The 19,584-nt window shown below is 70.6% G+C and carries 23 protein-coding genes; 8 read left to right on the forward strand and 15 right to left on the reverse strand.

The annotated features are described in order from the left end of the window. The 4 genes from ACLD7X_RS12895 to ACLD7X_RS12910 form a co-directional block, all read right to left on the reverse strand. The coding region (locus ACLD7X_RS12895; RefSeq protein ID WP_411424053.1) for a cation-translocating P-type ATPase at positions 1–1,719 on the reverse strand (1,719 nt) is incomplete at its 3' end. A 9-nt stretch (positions 1,720–1,728) separates the two neighbouring features. Then, positions 1,729–2,151, reverse strand: a complete 423-nt coding sequence (locus ACLD7X_RS12900; RefSeq protein ID WP_411424054.1) for a hypothetical protein — start codon at positions 2,149–2,151, stop codon at positions 1,729–1,731. A 99-nt stretch (positions 2,152–2,250) separates the two neighbouring features. Then, entirely contained in the window at positions 2,251–2,784 is a 534-nt protein-coding gene (locus ACLD7X_RS12905) for a ferritin (RefSeq protein WP_411424055.1), read from the reverse strand. Between the two features lie 73 nt (positions 2,785–2,857). Next, positions 2,858–3,007 carry a hypothetical protein gene (locus ACLD7X_RS12910; protein ID WP_411424056.1) on the reverse strand — a complete coding sequence of 50 codons (150 nt, stop codon included), beginning with the start codon at positions 3,005–3,007 and terminating at the stop codon, positions 2,858–2,860. A gap of 155 nt (positions 3,008–3,162) precedes the next feature. On the opposite strand from ACLD7X_RS12910, the gene ACLD7X_RS12915 reads away from it, so the two are divergent. After that, complete coding sequence (locus tag ACLD7X_RS12915; RefSeq protein WP_411424057.1) at positions 3,163–3,900, forward strand: type 1 glutamine amidotransferase; 738 nt, start codon at positions 3,163–3,165, stop codon at positions 3,898–3,900. Here ACLD7X_RS12915 and ACLD7X_RS12920 read toward each other — a convergent pair. The 6 genes from ACLD7X_RS12920 to cysK form a co-directional block, all read right to left on the reverse strand. Further along, positions 3,893–4,966, reverse strand: coding sequence for a metallophosphoesterase family protein (locus ACLD7X_RS12920; protein WP_411424058.1), 1,074 nt, complete (start codon positions 4,964–4,966; stop codon positions 3,893–3,895). The two genes, ACLD7X_RS12915 and ACLD7X_RS12920, sit on opposite strands and share 8 nt — an antisense overlap. Positions 4,967–5,089: 123 nt before the next feature. Next, positions 5,090–5,251, reverse strand: a complete 162-nt coding sequence (locus ACLD7X_RS12925) for a hypothetical protein (protein WP_411424059.1) — start codon at positions 5,249–5,251, stop codon at positions 5,090–5,092. A 129-nt stretch (positions 5,252–5,380) separates the two neighbouring features. Further along, entirely contained in the window at positions 5,381–5,806 is a 426-nt protein-coding gene (locus ACLD7X_RS12930) for a hypothetical protein (protein ID WP_411424060.1), read from the reverse strand. A gap of 4 nt (positions 5,807–5,810) precedes the next feature. Then, positions 5,811–7,181, reverse strand: a complete 1,371-nt coding sequence (locus ACLD7X_RS12935) for an ATP-binding protein (RefSeq protein WP_411424061.1) — start codon at positions 7,179–7,181, stop codon at positions 5,811–5,813. Then, positions 7,147–7,869, reverse strand: coding sequence for a response regulator (locus ACLD7X_RS12940; protein WP_411424062.1), 723 nt, complete (start codon positions 7,867–7,869; stop codon positions 7,147–7,149). Before ACLD7X_RS12940 ends, ACLD7X_RS12935 begins: the two co-directional genes overlap by 35 nt. 101 nt (positions 7,870–7,970) lie before the next feature. Further along, positions 7,971–8,948 carry a cysteine synthase A gene (cysK, locus tag ACLD7X_RS12945; protein ID WP_411424063.1) on the reverse strand — a complete coding sequence of 326 codons (978 nt, stop codon included), beginning with the start codon at positions 8,946–8,948 and terminating at the stop codon, positions 7,971–7,973. Between the two features lie 102 nt (positions 8,949–9,050). On the opposite strand from cysK, the gene bicA reads away from it, so the two are divergent. The 4 genes from bicA (at position 9,051) to ACLD7X_RS12965 (ending at position 13,693) form a co-directional block, all read left to right on the forward strand. Beyond that, on the forward strand, positions 9,051–10,802 hold the full coding sequence (gene bicA, locus ACLD7X_RS12950) for a bicarbonate transporter BicA (RefSeq protein WP_411424064.1): 1,752 nt from the start codon (positions 9,051–9,053) through the stop codon (positions 10,800–10,802). Positions 10,803–10,968: 166 nt separating this feature from the next. Continuing rightward, positions 10,969–12,636 (forward strand): SulP family inorganic anion transporter, encoded by a 1,668-nt coding sequence (locus ACLD7X_RS12955; RefSeq protein WP_425625199.1) that lies wholly within the window; start codon positions 10,969–10,971, stop codon positions 12,634–12,636. A 77-nt stretch (positions 12,637–12,713) separates the two neighbouring features. Further along, positions 12,714–12,959, forward strand: a complete 246-nt coding sequence (locus ACLD7X_RS12960) for a DUF1651 domain-containing protein (protein ID WP_411424065.1) — start codon at positions 12,714–12,716, stop codon at positions 12,957–12,959. 62 nt (positions 12,960–13,021) lie between these two features. Beyond that, on the forward strand, positions 13,022–13,693 hold the full coding sequence (locus tag ACLD7X_RS12965; RefSeq protein WP_411424066.1) for a CPP1-like family protein: 672 nt from the start codon (positions 13,022–13,024) through the stop codon (positions 13,691–13,693). Between the two features lie 21 nt (positions 13,694–13,714). Here the strand turns inward: ACLD7X_RS12965 and hslO are convergent, their stop codons facing one another. Together hslO and ACLD7X_RS12975 are read right to left on the reverse strand one after the other, a co-directional pair. Further along, positions 13,715–14,632: an Hsp33 family molecular chaperone HslO gene (hslO, locus tag ACLD7X_RS12970; RefSeq protein ID WP_411424074.1), complete on the reverse strand. Its 918-nt coding sequence runs from the start codon at positions 14,630–14,632 to the stop codon at positions 13,715–13,717. Positions 14,633–14,647: 15 nt separating this feature from the next. Next, complete coding sequence (locus tag ACLD7X_RS12975) at positions 14,648–15,301, reverse strand: ABC transporter ATP-binding protein (RefSeq protein ID WP_412007080.1); 654 nt, start codon at positions 15,299–15,301, stop codon at positions 14,648–14,650. 43 nt (positions 15,302–15,344) lie between these two features. On the opposite strand from ACLD7X_RS12975, the gene ACLD7X_RS12980 reads away from it, so the two are divergent. Both ACLD7X_RS12980 and ACLD7X_RS12985 read left to right on the forward strand, forming a co-directional pair. After that, positions 15,345–15,896 (forward strand): DUF3531 family protein, encoded by a 552-nt coding sequence (locus ACLD7X_RS12980; protein ID WP_412007079.1) that lies wholly within the window; start codon positions 15,345–15,347, stop codon positions 15,894–15,896. A gap of 77 nt (positions 15,897–15,973) precedes the next feature. Beyond that, positions 15,974–16,714 carry an RsmE family RNA methyltransferase gene (locus tag ACLD7X_RS12985; protein WP_411424075.1) on the forward strand — a complete coding sequence of 247 codons (741 nt, stop codon included), beginning with the start codon at positions 15,974–15,976 and terminating at the stop codon, positions 16,712–16,714. On the opposite strand, the gene ACLD7X_RS12990 is transcribed toward ACLD7X_RS12985, so the two are convergent. Then, on the reverse strand, positions 16,680–17,081 hold the full coding sequence (locus ACLD7X_RS12990; RefSeq protein ID WP_411424069.1) for a hypothetical protein: 402 nt from the start codon (positions 17,079–17,081) through the stop codon (positions 16,680–16,682). The genes ACLD7X_RS12985 and ACLD7X_RS12990 overlap by 35 nt on opposite strands. Positions 17,082–17,243: 162 nt before the next feature. Here ACLD7X_RS12990 and ACLD7X_RS12995 point away from each other — a divergent pair, with 162 nt between their 5' ends. After that, positions 17,244–18,005 carry a DUF92 domain-containing protein gene (locus tag ACLD7X_RS12995; RefSeq protein WP_411424070.1) on the forward strand — a complete coding sequence of 254 codons (762 nt, stop codon included), beginning with the start codon at positions 17,244–17,246 and terminating at the stop codon, positions 18,003–18,005. On the opposite strand, the gene ACLD7X_RS13000 is transcribed toward ACLD7X_RS12995, so the two are convergent. Then, positions 17,945–18,829 (reverse strand): sigma-70 family RNA polymerase sigma factor, encoded by an 885-nt coding sequence (locus ACLD7X_RS13000; RefSeq protein ID WP_411424071.1) that lies wholly within the window; start codon positions 18,827–18,829, stop codon positions 17,945–17,947. The two genes, ACLD7X_RS12995 and ACLD7X_RS13000, sit on opposite strands and share 61 nt — an antisense overlap. Before the next feature lie 109 nt (positions 18,830–18,938). Then, on the reverse strand, positions 18,939–19,584 hold a 646-nt coding region (locus ACLD7X_RS13005; protein WP_411424072.1), incomplete at its 5' end, for a GDSL-type esterase/lipase family protein.

Here is a 19,584-nt window from a genome sequence, read left to right on the forward strand (position 1 = left end):
CGGGTCGGCGTGGACCGGATGGGCCGCACCGATGGGGGGATCCAGCAGGCCGATCTGGTGGGCGATGGCCTGGGCGGTGAGGCCGTAGTCGCCGGTGACCATGGTCACCTTGATGCCCGCCTGGTGGCAGAGGCGGATGGCCTCGGGAACCTCGGGGCGCGGCGGGTCGTAGAGGGCCACCAGGCCCACCAGTGTCAGGTTCTGCTCGAGCTCCTCCGCCGGGGCGGTGAGCAAGCTCCCCGAGCCCGGCCGACGGGCCACGGCGAGGACGCGGTAGCCCTGGCGCGCCAGGGCGTCGTTGGCCGCCGCTGCCCGGCGGCGCCCCTCGTCGTCCAGCGGCACGGCGCCACGGCCCGTGAGCTCGGCCCGGCAGAGACCGATCAGCTCCGAAGGAGCCCCCTTGGTGAGCAGCAGCAACTGCTCCCCGTGCTGCACCACCACGCTCATGCGGCGCCGGCGCGAGTCGAAGGGCAGCTCGCGCCGGCGGGGCTGCTCCGCCTGAAGGGTCTCCAGCGCGAGACCGCGCTCGAGGGCGGCCTGGACCAGCGCCGTCTCAGTGGGATCACCGATGCTGCGCAGCCCATCCGCGCTGCGCAGCAGGTAGGCATTGGAGCAGAGGCAGGCCGCCTCCAGCAGCTCGAGGTCCAGCCCCGGCTCTTCTGTGGGGAGCCAGGTGGCCTGCAGGGCCATGCGGTTGCAGGTGAGGGTGCCGGTCTTGTCGCTGCAGATCACGCTGACGGAACCGAGGGTCTCCACGGCGGAGAGCCGCCGCACCAGCGCCCGCCGTCGTGCCATGCGCTGCACGTTGATCGCCAGGGCCAGGGTGACCGTCGGCAGGAGCCCTTCGGGCACGTTGGCGACGAGGATCCCCACGGCGAAGACCAGGCTCTCCAACGGGCCCATTCCCACGAACAGCAGGCTGAGGCCGAAGGTGACCAGCCCCATCAGCAGGGCGATGGTGGTGATGGTGCGGACGATCCGTCCCACCTGGCGCTCCAGGGTGCTGGCCCCCCGCTCCGTGGCGGCCGTGAGACTGGCCACGTGACCGAACTCGGTGTCACTGGCCGTGGCGTAGACGAACGCCTCTCCCCGTCCAGCGGCCACGGTGGTGCCCGCCAGCACCAGGTTCGCCCGCTCGCGCATCGGCATGGCCGGGCCGTCGGGGGGAATCGGCTCGGCATGGCGGGCCACCGGCACCGCCTCACCGGTGAGGACCGCCAGGTCGACACTCAGCTCGGTGGCGCTCACCAGCCGGGCATCCGCGGGGACCTGGTCCCCTTCCTCGAGGGTGATCCGGTCGCCGATCACCAGCTCGGCGGCGTTGATCTCGGCCAGGTGGCCATCCCGCCACACCCGCACCTGGAGCGGCAGGGCATGGGTGAGGGCCTCGAGGGTCCGCTCGGCCTGGAATTCCTGCCAGAAGGAGAAGAGGCCGTTGAGCAGCACCACGGCCCAGATCGCCAGCCCCAGCTCGGGCGTGCCCGCGGCGAAGGCCAGGGCCCCGGCCACCCACAGGAGGATGGCCATGAAGTGCAGCAGCTGGTCGGCCAGCCGCAGGGCCAGGGAGCGCCGTTTCGGCGGCGGCAGCCGGTTGGGGCCGAAGCGCTCCAGGCGCAGTGCGGCCTCCGCGCCGGAGAGTCCCTCGGGGGCGGAGAGGAGGCCCGCCACCACCGCGTCCGGCCCGAGGGACCAGATCGGCTCGGATGCCGATAGCAGCATGCTGGAGCCCTAGGGCGTGGAGCCGGGCAGGCCCCACTGGGCCCGCAGCTGCGCGTTGCTGAGTTCCCAGGCGTGTTCTCCGGCGGCGACGCTGTGGGGGAGGCGGCGGGGAGTCAGGCCCCGCTCGGCGAACACCGCCGCGAGTTGCTCCTGATTCCGTTCCGCGGCGGCGATCAGGGCTTCGAGGTGGCGGGAACCGCCGGCCACCTTCCGCATCTCGTCATTGGCCCGGCAGAGGCGCAGATCCTCCAGGTGGAGCTCGAGCCAGGTCCACTCGTAGAGGAGCATCGGCTCGCTGCAGTGATCCAGGTGGTGGCGGTAGGGGGCTGCCTCGAGAAGCTGCGGTTCGCCGGCATCGCGGGCGGAGGTCCCGCTGGCGGCCCCATCCCGGCTGGCCCCCAGCCGCTCCATGATGTCCCGCAGGTAACTCATCGATTGCCCGACTGCTGTCCCCATTCTCGTGGGGGGGACCCGGTGGGGCCACGGCTGCCGGCGGGACCGGCACGGGACGCCCTGGCGGCGCCCGTCAGCTCAGGGCTGGTCGGTGCTGAAGCCCAGCATGGTGGCCTTCACATGGGCCAGGGCCGTGCCCTCCAGGAACTGCTGGTCGAGCAGCAGCAGGGCGGCGGCGTTGTCACCGGCCAGGCGCAGCCGTTTGCGCACGAAACGAGCCTCGGCCTCCTCCTTGATCTGTTCGGCCACGAACCAATCGAGCATGGCGGAGGCGCTCCGGTCGGATGAGGCCTCCGCCAGGCTGTAGAGGCGGTTGATCGAGGCGGTGACCTCCTTCTCCATGTCGTAGACCCGATCGAAGAGGTGCTGCACCGACTCCCAGTGCCTTTCGGGAGCCTGGATCGTGGGCAGGACCACTTCCTCGTCACAATCCACGAGGTAGGCGATCATCCGGGCCGCATGGGTCCGCTCCTCGTTGCTTTTCTCCAGCATGTAGCTCGAGAAGCCGGCCAGGTCCTTCTCCCGCAGCCAGATCGACATCGCGAGGTAGCTGTGGCTGGCCTGGAACTCCGATTCCAGGTGCGCGTTGATGGCTTGGGTGAGGTTGTTCAAGGCAGGGCAGCTCCGCTGCAGCTGGGCCGCTCCAAGGCTATGGACCCATGGGGCGCCGGTTCTGATGGCACCTTCAGCCTCGGGTGCTGGGGCGGCCCGGCAGGCTCCGGCGAATTTCCCGGGGGGACGGACGCCATGGCTGGGGCAGTTGGAGCTGCTGGTCCGCCCAGTGGGCGGTGAGGGCTGCCAGCAGGCTGAGGCGGTTGCCTTGAAGTCGAAGCATGGGCGATTCCGGGGCTGCGATCAGCCTGGCGGCTGGACCCGGCGGCAGGGTTGTCGCAGGAGACGTGGCCGGGCAACCAAAGGCACAACCCCAACGCCCGGTGCCGCAGGGCCGGGCGCCATCGCCGAGGATGGGGACCTGCCGGGCCCCAGCCGATGCCCCGACTGCTCGTTGTCCAGCACCTCGAGCGGGAGGGCCCCGGGCTCTTCGCCCAGGCCGCCGCGGCACGGGGCTGGGAGCTGCAGGTGTTCCGGCCCGATCGGGGCGAGCCGCTGCCGGAGCCAGGGCCCGGGGATCTCCTGCTCGTGCTGGGGGGACCGATGGGGGTCGCGCAGATCGGTGATCCGGCCCTCCCCTGGCTCGCGGCGGAGGTGGCCCTGCTGGAGCGGGTGCTGCGGCAGCAGCGGCCCGTGGTGGGGATCTGCCTGGGGGCCCAGCTGCTGGCCCATGCCGCGGGGGGTGCGGTGGAGCCCCTCGCGATCGGCACCGCCGCCACACCGGTGCGGGAAGTGGGGTGGGGCGCCGTGAGCTTCAGCCGCACCCCCGAGCAGGAGCCGCTGCTGGTCGGACTCGACCCGAGCGAGCTGGTGCTCCACTGGCATGGCGATCGCATCCTTCTGCCCGAGGGGGCGACCCTGCTGGCCTCCAGCCTGTTGTGCCGCGAGCAGATGTTTCGTCTGGGGAGCCGTGCCCTCGGCCTGCAGTTCCATGTGGAGCTGCTGCCCGACGATCTGGAGCGCTGGCTCCAGGAGGATGGGGCCTATGTGGAGGAGGCGCTGGGACCCGCTGGTGCGGTTCGCCTGCGCGAGGAGGCCGGCCGCTGGGGCGATCGGGCACGGCGGCAAGGGCGCCGGCTGATCGACAACCTGCTGGATGGGATGGCGCTCAGCTGAGCGGCAGGCCCGGTTCACGGCGGGGCAGGCGTGGGCCGCGGCTGGGCTGGAGGGCCTGGGGCAGGGCGTTGGGCGGGATCGGCCTGAGGGTGTTCAGGTCGTAGGTGGTTTCGCGGGCGGTGGTTGCGTCGGCGGTGGTTGCGCTGGAGCCGGCGGCGGGGAGCTCGAGCAGGGTGAGGCTCTGGCTCGGGGCTGGCGGGTTCTGCAGCAGACGTCGGGGACCACTGCCCATGGCCCCGAGGCTGAGCAGATTCAGGCGGCCGACCCGGCTGGGGAAGTAGGCGTGATGGTGCCCGCTGATGTAGGCACTCACCCCATGACGTTCCAGCAACTGCCGCAGGCGCTCGGGTTGATCGAGCACCTCCCCGGGCCGATCGCGGCCCTGGCTCACGGCGTAGAGGGGGAGGTGACCCACCACCAGCCCCAGTCGGGCTGAGCGGGCCGCCGGAGTGCCCAGCTGCTGCTCCGCCCAGGCCAGCTGCTCGGCGTCAAGCGTCGCTGAGGAGGCATCCAGCACGAGGGTGAAGACGCCGCCCTCCAGCAGGCTGTAGCGGAACGGGAAGGCCGCGCCCTCCACGACGTTCAGGCCGAGACTTGCGGCGCGGGGCCGCCAGAACGCCTGGGCCCGCTGACGGTCCAGGGCGAAGGCGAAGGCCCCGTTGCGGCGGCTGCTCGACGCATCGTGGTTGCCCATGGCCGGAGCAAAGGGGATGCCGGCGCTGCGCAGGGGGGCCAGGACCCGGTCGGCGAAACTGGCCCACATGGCATCGAGCTGGGCCTGGCTGAGCCCCGCTTTCTGCCCGGCGACCATGTCGCCGGCGCACAGCACCAGATCGGGCCGCAGGGAGAGCAGCAGCTCCACCCCGCGTGCCACCTGGGGCACGTAGTGCGTCGATCCGTAGCTGCTGTTGAGGTCGCTGATCAAGGCGATCCGCAGCGCCCCAGTGGACTGCCCTGCGGCGTGGGCTTCTCCCTGCCAGGCACGGCTGAGCAGCACCCCAGCCCCCAGGGCACTCAGCTGAAGCATCCGGCGACGGGAGAGTGCCGGCTGGTGGGGGAGGGGCATCGGGGCTGCTCAGCTGGAGCTCAGGGCCGGCCGCCATCCTCCCGCGGGGGCTCGGCGCCGGCCACCGCGGGATCAGAAGAGCGCCTCGATCAGATGAGCTCTCCGATCAGAAGAGCTCGGCGATCAGAAGACTGCCAGGGAGATGCCCAGGCCCACCACCATGGTCGCGATCAGAGCCGTGGCCCAGAGGGCGTGGGATTGGGCGTCCGCCAGGGTCTCCCCCGGCACGGCGGCGACTTCGTCGGCGTAGAGGTTGTCGTGGTTCTCCATGTCATGGGTATGCATGACGCCGTCTCCTCTCGCGGTACGGTCACCGTAGGCAGACCTCCCACGGTCGCCAGGTCGGCGCAAAGACGCGTTACAGCTCCAGCGGGGGTCCGCTTCCGATGAAGGGACCCCGAACGGCTCGCCGGATCAGGCGTCAGCCCCGCCCTTGGAGCCCTTTTTCCCTTTGCCAGGGCCACCCACCGGCGCCTTGATGCCATTGCGCTCGTAGATCTTGCGCATCTCCTCGCGGTACTGGCTGCGCAGCTGCCGGGTGGCCATGCGTTCTTCCTTCATGCAGGCGCGAAGGGCCTGCTGGTCCTTGGCCGCCTGCGTGCAGCGCTGGCCCTTCTGCTGGATGGTCAGGCGTTGCTGCTGCTGCTTGAGGAGCAGGGCCTTGCGCTCGGGAAAGACCTTCTCCTTCTGGGCCGGGGTCAGCCGCTCCGGTGGTGCCGAGTCCTGGGCGGCGGCGGGTGAGAGGGCCCCGAGGGCCATGCTGAGGCTGAGGGCGCTGGCGCAGCCGCAGGCGGCCAGCAGGCGGGGAAGGGGCATCCGGGCGGTTGAAAGGGGAGACATGGACTCAGGAGGACTCAACGCCCTTCATCCTGGTGGCTGGATCTGACGCGGATCTGTCTGGATCGCGCGAAAGTGTGACCAGATCTGACAGGGACCGACCCCGCAGGCCCAGGACGAAGCCTCCACCCTCCGGGTGTGCATGGATCAGTTCGCCGTTGTGGGCCAGGGCCGCCCGCTGGGCGATGGCCAGACCCAGGCCACAGTGGCCGTCACCGCCCCGGGCCTCATCCAGCCGGCGAAACGGCTGCAGGGCCTGCTCCCAGAGGTGCTCGGGGATGCCATCGCCCCCGTCGGCCACCGTGATCTCGAATCCGTCGCTTCCCCAGGGGCGCAGGCCGAGCCGGAAGGGCGCACGGCCATGGCTGGCGGCATTGTCCAGCAGGTTGCCGATCGCCCTGCCCAGGCTCACCGGCCTGACCCAGGCGTCAAGGGAGACGAGGTCGAGCTTCAGCGGCGTCACCGCGCTCTGGCCCGCCAGTTCCGCCAAGAGGGCATCGAGGGATACCTGAACGGGGGCTTCGTGGCTTTCCCCGCGCGCGAAGGACATGAACTGCTGGGTGATGCGCTCCAGGGCATCGAGATCCCCCTGGGCCTTGGCGGCCTCCTCGGGACGCATGGGCTGATCCTCCGCCAGATGGAGCCGCAGCCGCAGGCGGGTGATCGGCCGGTTGAGGTCATGGCCGATGCCGGCCAGCATCGTCTCCCGCTCGCGGCGGGCCTCGTCCAGCCGCCGCAGCAGGGCGTTGAAGCGTGCCGTGATCTGCCGGACGGCGCGGGTGCCGCGCTCCGGCACCGGCCGGGGATTGCGACCTGTCCCCAGCTGCTGAAGCGAGATCTCCAGCAGCTGTAGGGGGCGCTGGACTTCCAGGCTGAGCACCAGCGTCGTCAGTCCCAGGCCGGTCGCCACCAGGGAGAGCACCAGCGACAGGGTGTCGGGTGGCCAGCGGCGCGGTGTGGGAGGAGCCACGAAGAGCCAGATCGGCTCGAGCGGTGAGACCATCTCGACCCACAGCCCTCCCCCGGCGGCCACCACATCGCGGCAGTAGCCCAGCTGGCGGCAGAGTTCGGCGCGAAGGGCCAGGGCCTCGGCCCTGCCGCGTCGGCTCGACGGTGGGGGACTCTCGGCGAGTTCCAGCCCGCCGAGCTCAGCGACCGCATCCATCGGGTAGCGCTCCAGGGCCAGTTCACCCAGCCGCAGGCTGAAGGCCACCTCCGAGCCGAGCTGAACCATCTGGGACCGCGCGATCCGTCGACTCAGCAGGGCCTGGACCACGATCAGGCTGAGCAGCCACAGCACCAGGCCCCCGAGTCCGTAGCCCAGCAGCCTCAACCAGCGGTGGCTAGGCGCGGGGCCGGCCATCGGGGACGAAGACATAGCCGTAGCCCCACACGGTCTGGATGTGGCGGGGGCGGGAGGGATCCTCCTCGATCAGGCGCCGCAGCCGCGAGACCTGCACATCCATGCTGCGGGCATCGGTTTCGCTGGTCGGTCCACGGGAGAGTTCGATCAGCCGTTCGCGGGAGAGGGGGCGGTGGGGGTGCTGGGCAAAGGCCAGCAGCAGACTGAATTCACCGCTGGTGATGCTGATCGGCTCGCCGCTGCGCAGCAGGTTGCGGCTGCTGGGCTCCAGGCACCAGGGGCCGAAGCTGATCGGGGTGGCGTCGGCCACCGGTGTTCCGGCGGGGCCCTGACCCCGGCGGCGCAGCACGGCCTCGATGCGGGCGGTCAGTTCGCGGGGCAGGAACGGTTTGGCCAGGTAGTCGTCGGCGCCCTGCTCGAGGCCGATGATCCGGTCCACCCCATCCCCCCGACCGGTGAGCATCAGCACGGGCAGGTCATCCCCGGCATCGCGGAGCCGGCGCAGCAGGCTGAGCCCATCGTCGCCGGGCAGCATCAGGTCCAGCACCACCAGATCGGGGCGCTGGTTTTCCAGACGGGCCTTCAGTTGCTGACCATCCGCCAGGCAGCGGACCTCGTAGCCCTGTTCGCCCAGGTAGCGGTGGAGCATCTGCCTGAGTTCCGGATCGTCGTCAACGACCCAGATGCAGTTGGTTCGGGCCATGGCGTGGGGTGGCCTGGATCGGGCGAGGTGCGCCAATCTTGATGCCACACCCCGGTTGGGCGGTCGACGCACTGTCCCCTCCAGCTCTGGGCCCGCCGGTTTCAGACCACAGCGAGTCCGCTCTCGTTGAACACGCCTTCGAACAGGGCCGAACTCAGATAGCGCTCGCCGGAGTCCGGCAACACCACCACGATCGTCTTGCCGGCGTAGGCCGGATCCGAGGCCAGGCGCAGCGCCGCACAGGTGGCGGCACCGCAGGAGATCCCGGCCAGGATGCCCTCCTCCCGCATCAGCCGTCGGGCCATGGTCATGGCCTCCTCGTCGGTGACGGTCTCGACCCGGTCGACCAGATCGAGGTCGAGGTTGGCCGGCACGAAGCCGGCACCGATGCCCTGAATCTTGTGGGGGCCGGGCCTGAGATCCTCGCCGGCTCGGCTCTGGGAGATCACCGGACTGGTGGCCGGCTCGACCGCCACCGATTCGAGCGGTCGGCCCAGGGTCTGCTTGATGTAGCTGCTCACGCCGCTGATGGTGCCCCCGGTGCCCACACCGGCCACCAGCACATCGATGCTGCCTTCGGAGTCATCCCAGATCTCGGGCCCCGTGGTGTCGTGGTGGATGCGGGGGTTGGCCGGGTTGGCGAACTGCTGCAGCAGGACGTAACGGTCGGGTGCGGACGCGGCCAGCTCCTTGGCGGCACTGATCGCCCCGGGCATCCCGAGGCGGCCTTCGGTGAGGAGCAAGCGGGCGCCGTAGGCCGTCAGCAGTTTGCGGCGCTCCAGGCTCATGGTCTCCGGCATGGTCAGCGTGAGCGGGATCCCGCGGGAGGCCGCCACGAAGGCCAGGGCAATGCCGGTGTTGCCGCTGGTGGGCTCGATCAGTTCCTTGCCGGGTCCGAGCAGTCCGTCCTGCTCGGCCTGCCAGATCATCGCCGCCCCGATGCGGCATTTCACCGAATACGCCGGATTGCGGCCTTCGATCTTGGCGAGCACCCTGGCGTGGCAGCCCCGGGTGACCCGGTTGAGCTGCACCAGGGGAGTGCGGCCGATGCTGAGGCTGTTGTCGGCGTAGATCGCCATGAAAGAGCGCCGTTCCTGCCGCCCAGCCTAAAGATGCTGCCGTCAGCTTCCCAGCGATCCCCTCGTTCCTAAGGTTCGCCCAGACCCGCGGCTGAGCGCGCCATGGCCACAGTGACGGCGCCACCCGGGCGACCCGCCTTCCGCCTGCTGAACCACTTCAGCAGCAGCAACATCAGGGGCGACCTGTTCGGTGGCGTCACCGCGGCGGTGATCGCCCTGCCGATGGCCCTGGCCTTCGGGGTCGCCTCCGGCGCCGGTGCCGCCGCCGGCCTCTGGGGCGCCGTGCTGGTGGGCCTGTTCGCGGCCCTGTTCGGCGGCACCCCCACCCTCATCTCCGAGCCCACCGGCCCGATGACCGTGGTGATGACCGCCGTCATCGCCAGCCTGATCGGCCAGGCCCCCGACCGGGAGACCGGCCTGGCCATGGCCTTCACCGTGGTGATGCTGGCCGGGGTCTTCCAGATCCTGTTCGGGGTGCTGCGCCTCGGCCGCTACATCACCCAGATGCCCTACACGGTGATCTCGGGCTTCATGAGCGGCATCGGCATCATCCTGATGGTGCTGCAGCTCGGACCGTTCCTCGGCCAGGCCATCCCCAGGGGCGGCGTGCTCGGCACCCTCACCAACCTGCCGGGCCTGATCGCCGCCACCCGACCGGCGGAAGTGACCCTGGCCCTGGTGACCCTGGCCATCCTCTGGTTCACGCCGGCCCGCATCAAGAAGGTTGCCCCGCCCCAGCTGATCGCCCTGATCGCCGGCACGATCCTCTCGCTCACCCTGCTGCGCGGCGCCGATGCCTCCGCCGAGGTGGAGGGCATCCGCCGCATCGGCGCGATCGCCTCAGGCTTCCCCCATCTGGTGACGCCCCACTTCGCGCTGCCCCAGCTCCAGCTGATGCTGGTGAACGGCGCCGTGCTGGGCATGCTCGGCTGCATCGATGCCCTGCTCACCGCCGTGATCGCCGACAGCATCACCCGCACCGAGCACGACTCCAACAAGGAACTGATCGGTCAGGGCCTCGGCAACCTCGTCTCCGGCCTCTTCGGGGGCATCGCCGGCGCCGGCGCCACCATGGGCACCGTGGTCAACATCCAGGCCGGCGGCCGCAGCGCCCTCTCCGGCCTCAGCCGCGCCCTCATCCTCATGCTGGTGATCCTGGTGGGCGGTCGCCTCGCCGCCCAGATCCCCCAGGCCGTCCTCGCCGGCATCGCCCTCAAGGTCGGCTTCGACATCGTCGACTGGAGCTTCCTCAAGCGCGCCCACCGCATCTCGATCACCGGCGCGCTGATCATGTACCTGGTGATCGCCCTCACCGTGCTGGTCGACCTGATCGCCGCGGTGGGCATCGGCGTGTTCATCGCCAACATCCTCACCATCGACAAGATGAGCGCCCTGCAGAGCAGGGCCGTCAAGTCGGTCTCCACCGGCGATGGCGACCTGCTGCTCGAACCCGAGGAGAAGCGCCTGCTCGATCAGGGCCAGGGCCAGGTGCTGCTCTTCCAGCTCACCGGCGCCATGATCTTCGGGGTGGCCAAGGCGATCGGCCGCGAGCACAACGCCATCGGCGACTGCAAAGCGGTGGTGTTTGATCTCAGTGAGGTGTCCCACCTCGGTGTCACCGCCGCCCTGGCGGTGGAGAACGCCGTCGAGGAAGCCATCGAGAAGGGCCGCCAGGTGTTCGTCGTCGGCGCCACAGGCACCACCCGGGCGCGGCTCGAGAAGCTCGGCCTGTTCGCCAAGCTGCCGCCGGAGAACGCCAGCCTCAGCCGCTCCGAGGCGCTGCAGCGTGCCGTGGATGGCCCCGGGGCCAATGGCGCCCCGGGGCGTGACTCCGCTCAAGGCCTGAGCCCGTAGGGCTCGGCGGCGGCGGCGCTCAGCGTCGGGAACCGATCGGCCTGGGACGGAAGAACTCCGGGTCGTAGTGGAGCCGCTCGATCAGGTCGGCGTAGCTGCGCCCCAGGCTCCCCTCCGGCTGGGGTGGCATCGGGACGGGCTCACCCGGTCTGAGAAGGTGGAAAGGGTGTGGTCCGGCTCCGGCTCCCTCCCGGGTGACAACACCCGCCAGCTCAACGCGGTGGAGCCCCGGGATGGCCCGACTGCCATCCACGCTGTCCTCCCGCGCTTGTCTTCTCCCGCGATGCTGTTCCCGTTGCGTGTCTCGCTGCGTGAGTGGTGGCAGCAGCCCCACCGCGACATTCTCTCCGGACTGGTCGTCGCCTTCGCCATGATCCCGGAGGCCATCGCCTTCTCGGGAATTGCCGGCGTGGATCCGCGGGTGGGGTTGTTCGGGGCGTTCGCCCTGGCGGTGACCCTGGCGGTCGTGGGCGGTCGCACGGCGTTGATCACCTCGGCCACGGGCTCCACGGCCCTGCTGATGACCGGCCTGGTGTCCCAGGGGGAGGCCCTTGGCGAGGGCCTCGGGCTGCAGTACCTCCTGGCCGCCGGCCTGCTCACCGGTCTGCTCCAGATCGCCTGGGGCTACCTGCGGCTGGCCCACCAGATGCGCTTCGTTCCCCAGCCGGTGATGGCCGGTTTCGTGAACGCTCTGGCCATCCTGATCCTGCTGGCCCAGCTGCCCCAGCTGGGGCTCGACGTGTTCCATCCGGAGAAGGTCGTGGTCCAGCCTTCCCAGCTGCCGGCCGTCTGGTTGCTGATGGCCCTCACCCTCCTGCTGATCTATCTGCTGCCCCGCTGGACCCGGGCAATCCCGTCGGCCCTGATCGCCATCCTGATCACCACGGGGATCGCCATCGGGTTCCGGCTCGATGTGCCCACGGTCGCTTCCCTCGGAAGCCTGCCCAGCGGTCTGCCGGTCCTGGGTCTCCCCGCGGTGCCCTGGGATCTCAACACCCTGGGCATCATCCTGCCGACCGCCCTGGCCATCTCCCTGGTGGGGCTGATGGAGACCTTCCTCACCCAGGACATCCTCGACGATCTCACCGACCAGACCAGTCCGAAGGATGTGGAGGCCAGGGGCCAGGGCATCGGCAACATCGTCAGCGCCCTGTTCGGTGGGATGCCGGGCTGTGCCCTGGTCGGGCAGTCGGTGATGAACGTGGGCTACGGGGGGCGGACCCGCCTCTCGACCCTCACATCCGGTGTGAGTCTGCTGGCCATGATTCTCCTGGCCCAGGAGTGGGTGAACCGGATCCCGATGGCCACCCTGGTGGGGGTGATGATCATGATCGCCATCAACACGGCCAACCTTCGCTCGATCACGGAGATCCGCCGGATTCCCCGCAGCGACACCGCCGTGATGGTGGTCACCGTGGTGATCACCGTGCTCACCCACAACCTGGCGATCGGCCTGCTGTCGGGTGTGGCCCTGGCCGGCATCCTGTTCAGTCGGAAGGTGGCCAAGGTGATCGAGGTGGCGGCCCATCGCGAGGCCGACGACCATCGCGTCTACACCGTGCGAGGACAGCTGTTCTTCGTCAGCAGCATCTATTTCCGGCAGGGTTTCGACGTGCATGAGCATCCCGCCCGGGTCACGATCGACATGGGTGACGCCCACATCTGGGACCAGAGCGGCGTCGCCGCGCTGGACCAGGTCATCCGTCGCATCAAGCGAGGCGGAAGCGCCGTGCAGGTGATCAACCTGAATCCTCCCAGCGCCGATCTCTTCGCCCGCATCGGCGTGGCGGAGGAGGCCGGAGGCCGCGGTGGTGAACCGGCCCCAGCCCACTGATCGGCGAGTGTGGCCGCAGGGCGTCCACACTCGCCCTGCGGCCGCGCCAGACTGGTCTGTAACGAACCATCACGGCGATGCCCAAGCCGCTCTGGCTGGTGCGTCCCCGCCCGGACGGGGGATGCGACTACGTGAGCTTTCAAGTCGATTCGGTCACCGGCTCTGCGCTGGCTCCCAGTGTCGAAATGCGGGAAGGCAGCCATCTCCCCCCCCAGATGCCGCTGCTCAAACGGCGCCATCGCCTCGACCCTGACGAGGCGGAGCGCTGCCAGATGCGCCTCCAGAAAGAGGGAGGTTTCCGTTGCAGTGAGCCGCTCTTCTAGTCAGGCCTCGATACGCTCGGAGCAGGCGAACGTGCCCACCGCTGATCCCGCTGCTGATGGTGATGTCCGACCCCTCCGACCAGCAACCTCCGGGGGCCGAACCTTCCGGCCCCTACGAACGCCTCGGCATCACCCCTGAGGCGTCCTTCGAGGAGGTGCAGGCGGCCAAGCAGGCTCGCCTCGCCGACGCCGGCGACGATCCGTTGGCCCGCTCCAGGGTCGAGGCGGCCTATGACGCCCTGCTCATGGAGCGCCTGAAGCAGCGCCAGGCCGGCAAGGTCAGCACCGCCGCCCGTACGGCTTCGGCCCGCGAGCAGCTCGCGCCACCACCACCTCGGCTGGCCTTGCCCGCCCTGCCCCAGCTGCCCATGCCCAAGGTGGCCGCTCCGGCGATCGGGATGCCCCATTTCGCCCTGGCCGAAGGACAGGACCTGGCCCTGACACTGGGGGGCTTCGGCCTGCTGCTGGGCCTGCTGCTGCTGTTGCCCAACGCATCCGTCGAACTGATTCTCGCCCTCACCACCGCGCTCTGTGTGGTGTGCCTGCAGCGCCGGCGCCGCCGCTTTCTCGCCGCGGTGGGCTGGGGCTTCGCCGCCCTGACGGTGGGCCTGATTCTCGGTGGGCTGGTGGCCGGGGCCACTGGGCTGCCTGCCGGCTTGCCGTTGACGGATCAGCAGATCCAGGGACTGCCGGCCCTGGCGCTGCTGTTCCTGGTCTCCCTGCTGGTCGCCTGAGCACGGCTGCCGTGCCGCGCTTCAGGCGGCGGGGCTGAGCTCCTCGATGAGCCCCTGCAGTTCATCGGCATTCACCCGGTACACGGCACTGCAGAAATGGCAGGTGAGTTCGGCCTGGCCGTCCTCTTCGAGCATCGAGCGGAGCTCCTGGCGCCCGAGCAGTTTCAGGGCTCCGAGGCTGCGGTCCCGGTTGCAGGGGCAGCGGAAGCGGACCGGTTGCAGCGGCGTGTCGCTGCCGAGAGGTTGGGGATCGAGGTCCGGGAAGATGTCCTCGAGCAGGGTGAGCAGGTTGCCCTGGCAGGCCTCCAGCCGGCTGCTGAAGCCCGAGATCTCGCGGCAGCGCTCCTCCAGCAGGGCCACCAGCGCGGGCTCGCGCGCGGCCTTGGGCAGCACCTGCACCAGCACGCCGCCGCTGCAGCGCACACCGCTGCTGTCGATCCGTTCCCCGACGAACACCGCCGAGGGGGTCTGTTCGGAGTGGGCCAGGTAGGAGGCGATGTCATCGCCGATGCCGCCGCTCACCAGTTCCACGGTGGAGCTGAACGGCTCCCCTTCCCCCCAGTCGCGCACCACATGCAGGTAGCCGGTGCCGGTGGCGGTGCCGAAGTCGAAATGGCGGCTTCCATCCGGCTCCTCGACCAGATCGAGTTCCAGTCCTGGGTTGCCGACGTGTCCCCGCACGGTGCCGTCCCGCCCGGCATCCACCATCAGACCCTTGAGGGGGCTGTCGGAGGCGATGCGGAGATTGACCCGGCCATGGGCGATCTTCATCGAGCTCGCCAGAAGCAGCCCGGCACTCATCGCCCGGCCGAGCAGGGCGGTGGTGAGAAAGGAGAGCTGGTGCCGCTGGGCAGCGGTGCGGCTGGTCTCGGTGGTGGTCACCGCCACCATGCGGATGCCGCCCCCGGCAGCTGTGGCCCGCAGCAGCTGATCCCCCACACTGGCTCGATGCACTCAGGGCATCGTAAGGAGGGGGGCCGGCGCCAGCGGGACCAGAGTGCCGTCCTCCAGCCGCCAGCCGGCCGTCACGGCTCCCCGGAACAGCTCCGGTTCGTGGGTCACCACCAGCACGGCCCGTTCCCGACCCAGCACCTGGAGCAGGCTGATGATCTCGGCCCGCACGGCCCAGTCGAGGCCGGCGGTGGGCTCATCCAGCAGCAGCACCTGGGGGTTGCGCAGCAGCTGCACGGCCAGGGCCAGCCGCCGTTGCTGGCCGCCACTGAGCTGCTCGGGCAACTGCCGGGGGGAGAGGCCGCCGAGGCCCACCTGCTCCAGCACAGCCTCCACCCGCCCGCTGTCCAGCCGCCGGTGGCCGAGCTTCAGTTCCTGCCCCACGGTGAGGCCGAGAAAGTGGCGTTCGGGAAATTGGAACACCAGGCCGCACAGCCAGCGCCGTTGCCGCGAGCTCAGGGGCTGGCCCTCCCAGCTGATCGTGCCGCGATCGGGTGAGGCCAGACCGCTGATCACCTCGAGCAGGGTGGTCTTGCCGCCCCCACTGCGGCCCGCCACCAGGCCGATCGAACCTGGGGCCAGAGACAGGTTGACGTTCTGCAGGATCGGCCTGGTGGCCGTGGCCGGCTGGTATCCGACGCCGCACAGTTCGAGCATGGGCCCAGCATGGCCCGGCGGCAGCCGGCACCCCATCCGCCCCATGCGCGCCGGCGTCGTGGTGGATGTCGTGGGGGATAGTGAGGCCATGTTGCCGCGCGCGGGCCTGCCGCGTGTCCTGGTCATGGAGGTGCGCTTCCGCGAGTTCGATCCCTTCAACTGCTGGATCTGGATGCGCTTCCCCAGCACCCCGGGCCAGGGGGAGCGCGGCTATGTGGAGACCGCCTTCGACAGCTGGTTCTTCCTCGGCAAGCTGGGCGGGTTCAACGCGGAAAATCTTCAGGCCCATGAGGAGGGGGCCGAGCTGAGCTGGATGGCGTACGACAGCGACGGCGCCGCCACGGCGATGCCGGCTCTGATGCACAACATGGGGCCGATGGAGTACGAGGGCGCCTGGGCCCGCTGCTGGGTGGATCTCGGCACCAGTGACGCCTTCGGCCTGGACGTGCTGATCAACACCCTGCGGCAGCTCGACAACGATGTGCTCGAGATCGAGGAACTGCTGATCGGCGGTGTCAACGAGGACTGGCCCATCGAGGAGCAGCCGGAGGCGATGTTCCCCATGCTCGACGGCCTCTCCGATGACGCGGACTGAGCGCAGGCGTGGTGCGTGAACTGAGGCGGGTGCTGCTGGATCCGCTGCGGCTTGCGGCCGCAGCGACGGAGGGCCGGGTGTCCCTGGAGGCTGCCGAACGCCACTACCTGAGGCGGGTGCTGCGGCTGCGGCCTGGCCAGGCGTTCGGCGTGGTGGACGGCCGGGGGCATCTCTGGTCAGCCCAGCTGGCCGAGGGAGCCAGGGCGGATGGGGCCTGGGCCGTGCTGGAGCAACCGCTGGCGGAGCCACTGGCCCGAGAGCCTGCGCCCTGGCCCTGCCTCGGGCTGGCGGTGGCCCCCCCGCGCCGCGACACCGGCGTCCTGCTGCGCATGGTCTGCGAGCTCGGCATCGATCGGCTCCAGTGGCTGCAGGCCGAGCGCAGCGTGGCGGCGGCTGAGGCGATCCGCGCGGATCGTCAGGAGGCCGTGCTGCGCGAGGCCCTGGAGCAATGTGAACGGCTCTGGCTGCCCAGCTGCCTCGCGCCGGAACCCGCCTGCGGCTGGCTGGCGGCGGCTCCGGGGCAGGGACTGGCGTTGTTGGCCACGACGCGCAGGCCTGGGCTTCGTTCCCTCGGAGCGGTGCTGCAGGACTGGGCCGGACCCACGCCACCCGATTCGGTGACCGTGGCGATCGGTCCGGAGGGAGGCTGGAGCCCCAGCGAGGAAAGGGTCGCCGAGGCCGCGGGGTGGCGGCCGGTCAGCCTGGGGGAGGGCATCCTGCGCAGCTCGACCGCCGCCGTGGCGGCGGCGACACGGCTGGCCGCCTGGCGGGAGGACCTGCCGGTCAGTTGCGGAACATCCCCGAGGCCATGCCCTTGAAGACGGCCAGGTTGGCGCCCGGGCGGCGGCGGCGCATCGGCAGGGCATTGGCCGGGTTCAGGCACTCCGGGGCATAGGTCGCCATGGAGGGGGGGGGCAGCGCCTCCTGGGCGGCCCGCAGCTCGGCGGCGATCGCCTCGGCCGTGGTCAGGGGGGAGGCTCCACCGGCGGGGCTGCTCTGCTGGGCTCCAGGCTGGGCTGCCGTCTGGGCAGGAGCAGGTTGGGAGCCGGCCGCCGCCGCGGGTTGGGCTGAGGTGGCTTGGGCAGCGGGCTGTTCGGCGATCGCCACCTTCACCGGCTTGGCCTCCTTGGTGCCGCCCTCACCGCTCAGATCGAGGAAGAAGGAGCCCTTGCGCTTGAACACCATCGCGTCGGAGACGGCAACGTCGTGGGCTGATTATCCGCTGGACCGGCCGCCCCGGACGGCCGGCTTAGGGCAGTGCAACACATCCGGCCAGTCCAACCCAGCCGAGCCGTGCAACCCAGCCGGATGCCCCGCCCCGTCAGCGCCTCCCTGCAGACTGGACCTGTGACTGTGCTGTCCCTTCCCCCCCAGCTGCCGCTCACCTGGGGGAGTGCCCTGCTGATCAATGGAGCCCTGATCGCCGCCGTCCAGCGGCTGCCCTTGCTCACACCGGCGGGCTGGGTGCACGCGGGGATCCTGGGCACCGTGCTCTGGGGCACCCTCGGCCCGCGGGGCTGGCTGGCCGTGGTCGCCTATCTGCTGCTCGGGTCCCTGGTGACCCGGCTCGGCCTGCGCCGCAAGCAGCAGGCGGATCTGGCGGAGCGCCGCGGCGGGCGGCGTGGCCCCGAGAACGTCTGGGGCTCGGCCGCCACCGGTGCGGTTCTGGCCGTGCTGGTGGTGCTGCTTCCCGCCGCCTGGCAGCCGCCGCTGCTGGTGGCCTTCGCCGCCAGCTTCGCCGCCAAGCTGGCGGACACCTGGGGCAGTGAACTCGGCAAGCTCTGGGGCCGTCACACCCTGCTGATCACCACCCTGCGTCCCGTGCCCGCGGGCACGGAGGGGGCGATCAGCCTGGAGGGCACGGCGGCCAGCCTGGCCGGCGGTGCGCTGATGGCGGGGGTGATGCTGGGGCTGGGGCTGATCAGCGGCTGGCGCGACTGGTGCCTGGTGAGCCTGGTGGCTCTGGTGGCCACCCTGCTCGAGAGCTGGATCGGTGCCACCCTGCAGCCCCGCTTCCATTGGCTCACCAACGAGCGAGTCAACGCCATTCAGACCACCCTGGCCGCGCTCCTGGCCCTGCTGCTCTGGAGCGTGCTCGCCTGGCGCTGAAGCCTGGCCAGCAGCTGATCGCCCCGCCGGCGACAACGCTGGGGGGGCTGGCGCAGTTCAGCGGCCAGGTCCCGCCAGCTCAGGCCCTCCATCCAGCGCCCCTCGAGCAGCCGTCGATCGGCCAGGGGCAGCCTGGCGAGCTGGTCTTCCAGCCAGCTCAGTTCGGGATCCACCTCGGGGCACGCGCCCGATCCGGGGCAGGCGGCGGGGTCCGCCAGCTGGTCGAGCCAGCAGCCGGCCGCCCCATCGGCTTCGCCACCCTCCGGCGGCCCATCGAGGCTGCGGAGCTGCAGGGCCCGCTGCACCCGGCCCGCCTCCTCGAGCTGCCCCACACTGCACTGCAGCGCTGCAGCCATGGCGGCGTTGCCGGCCGGGGGCAACCCGGCGGCGCGCCGTTCTTCCATCCAGCGCTCCGCCCGCCGGTGGAGTTCCCGCAGGCGTCTGGGGGTCTGGATGGGTTGCTGCCGGTCGCGCCGGTCCTGGAGCATGGCGCCGCGTACGCAGGGCACGACATAGGTGCTCAGGCTCACGGCCCGCCCGGTGTCGAATCCCTCGACCGCCCTGACCAGCCCCTCGTAACCGGCCGAGCAGAGCTCATCGAAGGGCTGACCGGTGCGGCGGCTCTCCCGCTGGGCCACCATCCGCACCAGGGCCATGTTGTTTTCCACCAGGGCATTGCGCCACTGCAGGCGCGCCCCTGGCCGGCGGCAGCGGCCCAGCTGCCGCAGCAGGGCCCGGTTGCGGATCTGGATGGCGTTGGCCGCCTGGGGGTCCCGTTGAAGCGGGTCGAGGGTTGCGGAGGGATCCCGGGGATGGGAGCGCATGGGGTGGTGGAGGGCTCTCCTTCACCGTCCCCCCGGGCGGCGGGGAAGGGCCTCGCCTCCCGGGGGGATCCTGCATCGCTCGATCGGGTGAGGGGTCAGGGGCCCAGGATCATCCCGACACGCCGGTGACCGCGCGCAGGGGCTCCAACCCAGCCCAGGCGAGCAGGGCCGGCCAGTCGCGCACCCGCCGGTACACCTCCCGGTGCCCTGCGCTGTTCAGGTGCAGACCGTCGCCGCTCAACCAGTCGGGCCAGGCCGGGTCACTGAGCAGCTGACGCAGCAGCGGCAGAAACGGCACATCGGCTTCCAGGCAGGCCTGCTCCAGCAGGGCCTCATAGCGCCGGACCTGCTCGAGGCTGTACCAAAGCACATCGGCAAAGGGCATCGCCTCCTCCTGCACCGGGCTGAGACCGAGCACCAGCACGGGAGCCAGTTGGGAGGCCCTCTGCAGCAGCTGCTCCAGGCCGAACAGGAAGCCATCGGCATCGAGCTGCGGCCGTCCGTCCGGGCGGCCCACCCGGGCGGTGTCGTTGAGCCCCACCGCCAGCAGAATCCCCTGCGGCTGCTGGCGACGCAATTCGCCGCGGCAGCGCACGTCATGCTCGAGCCGGGCCGCCACCCTCTCGAGGCCATCGCCCCGGACCCCGAGGGGGTAGACCACCGGTCCTTCGGGCAGCCCCATCCAGTGGCGGCGCAGCCGTTCACACCAGCCCCCCTCCTCCGGGTCGCCCCAGCCGTAGACCCCGCTGTCCCCG

Origin of the sequence: Aphanothece microscopica RSMan92 (genome assembly GCF_046613545.2) — a bacterium.
In the GTDB taxonomy this organism is placed as follows: Bacteria; Cyanobacteriota; Cyanobacteriia; order PCC-6307; family Cyanobiaceae; genus NIES-981.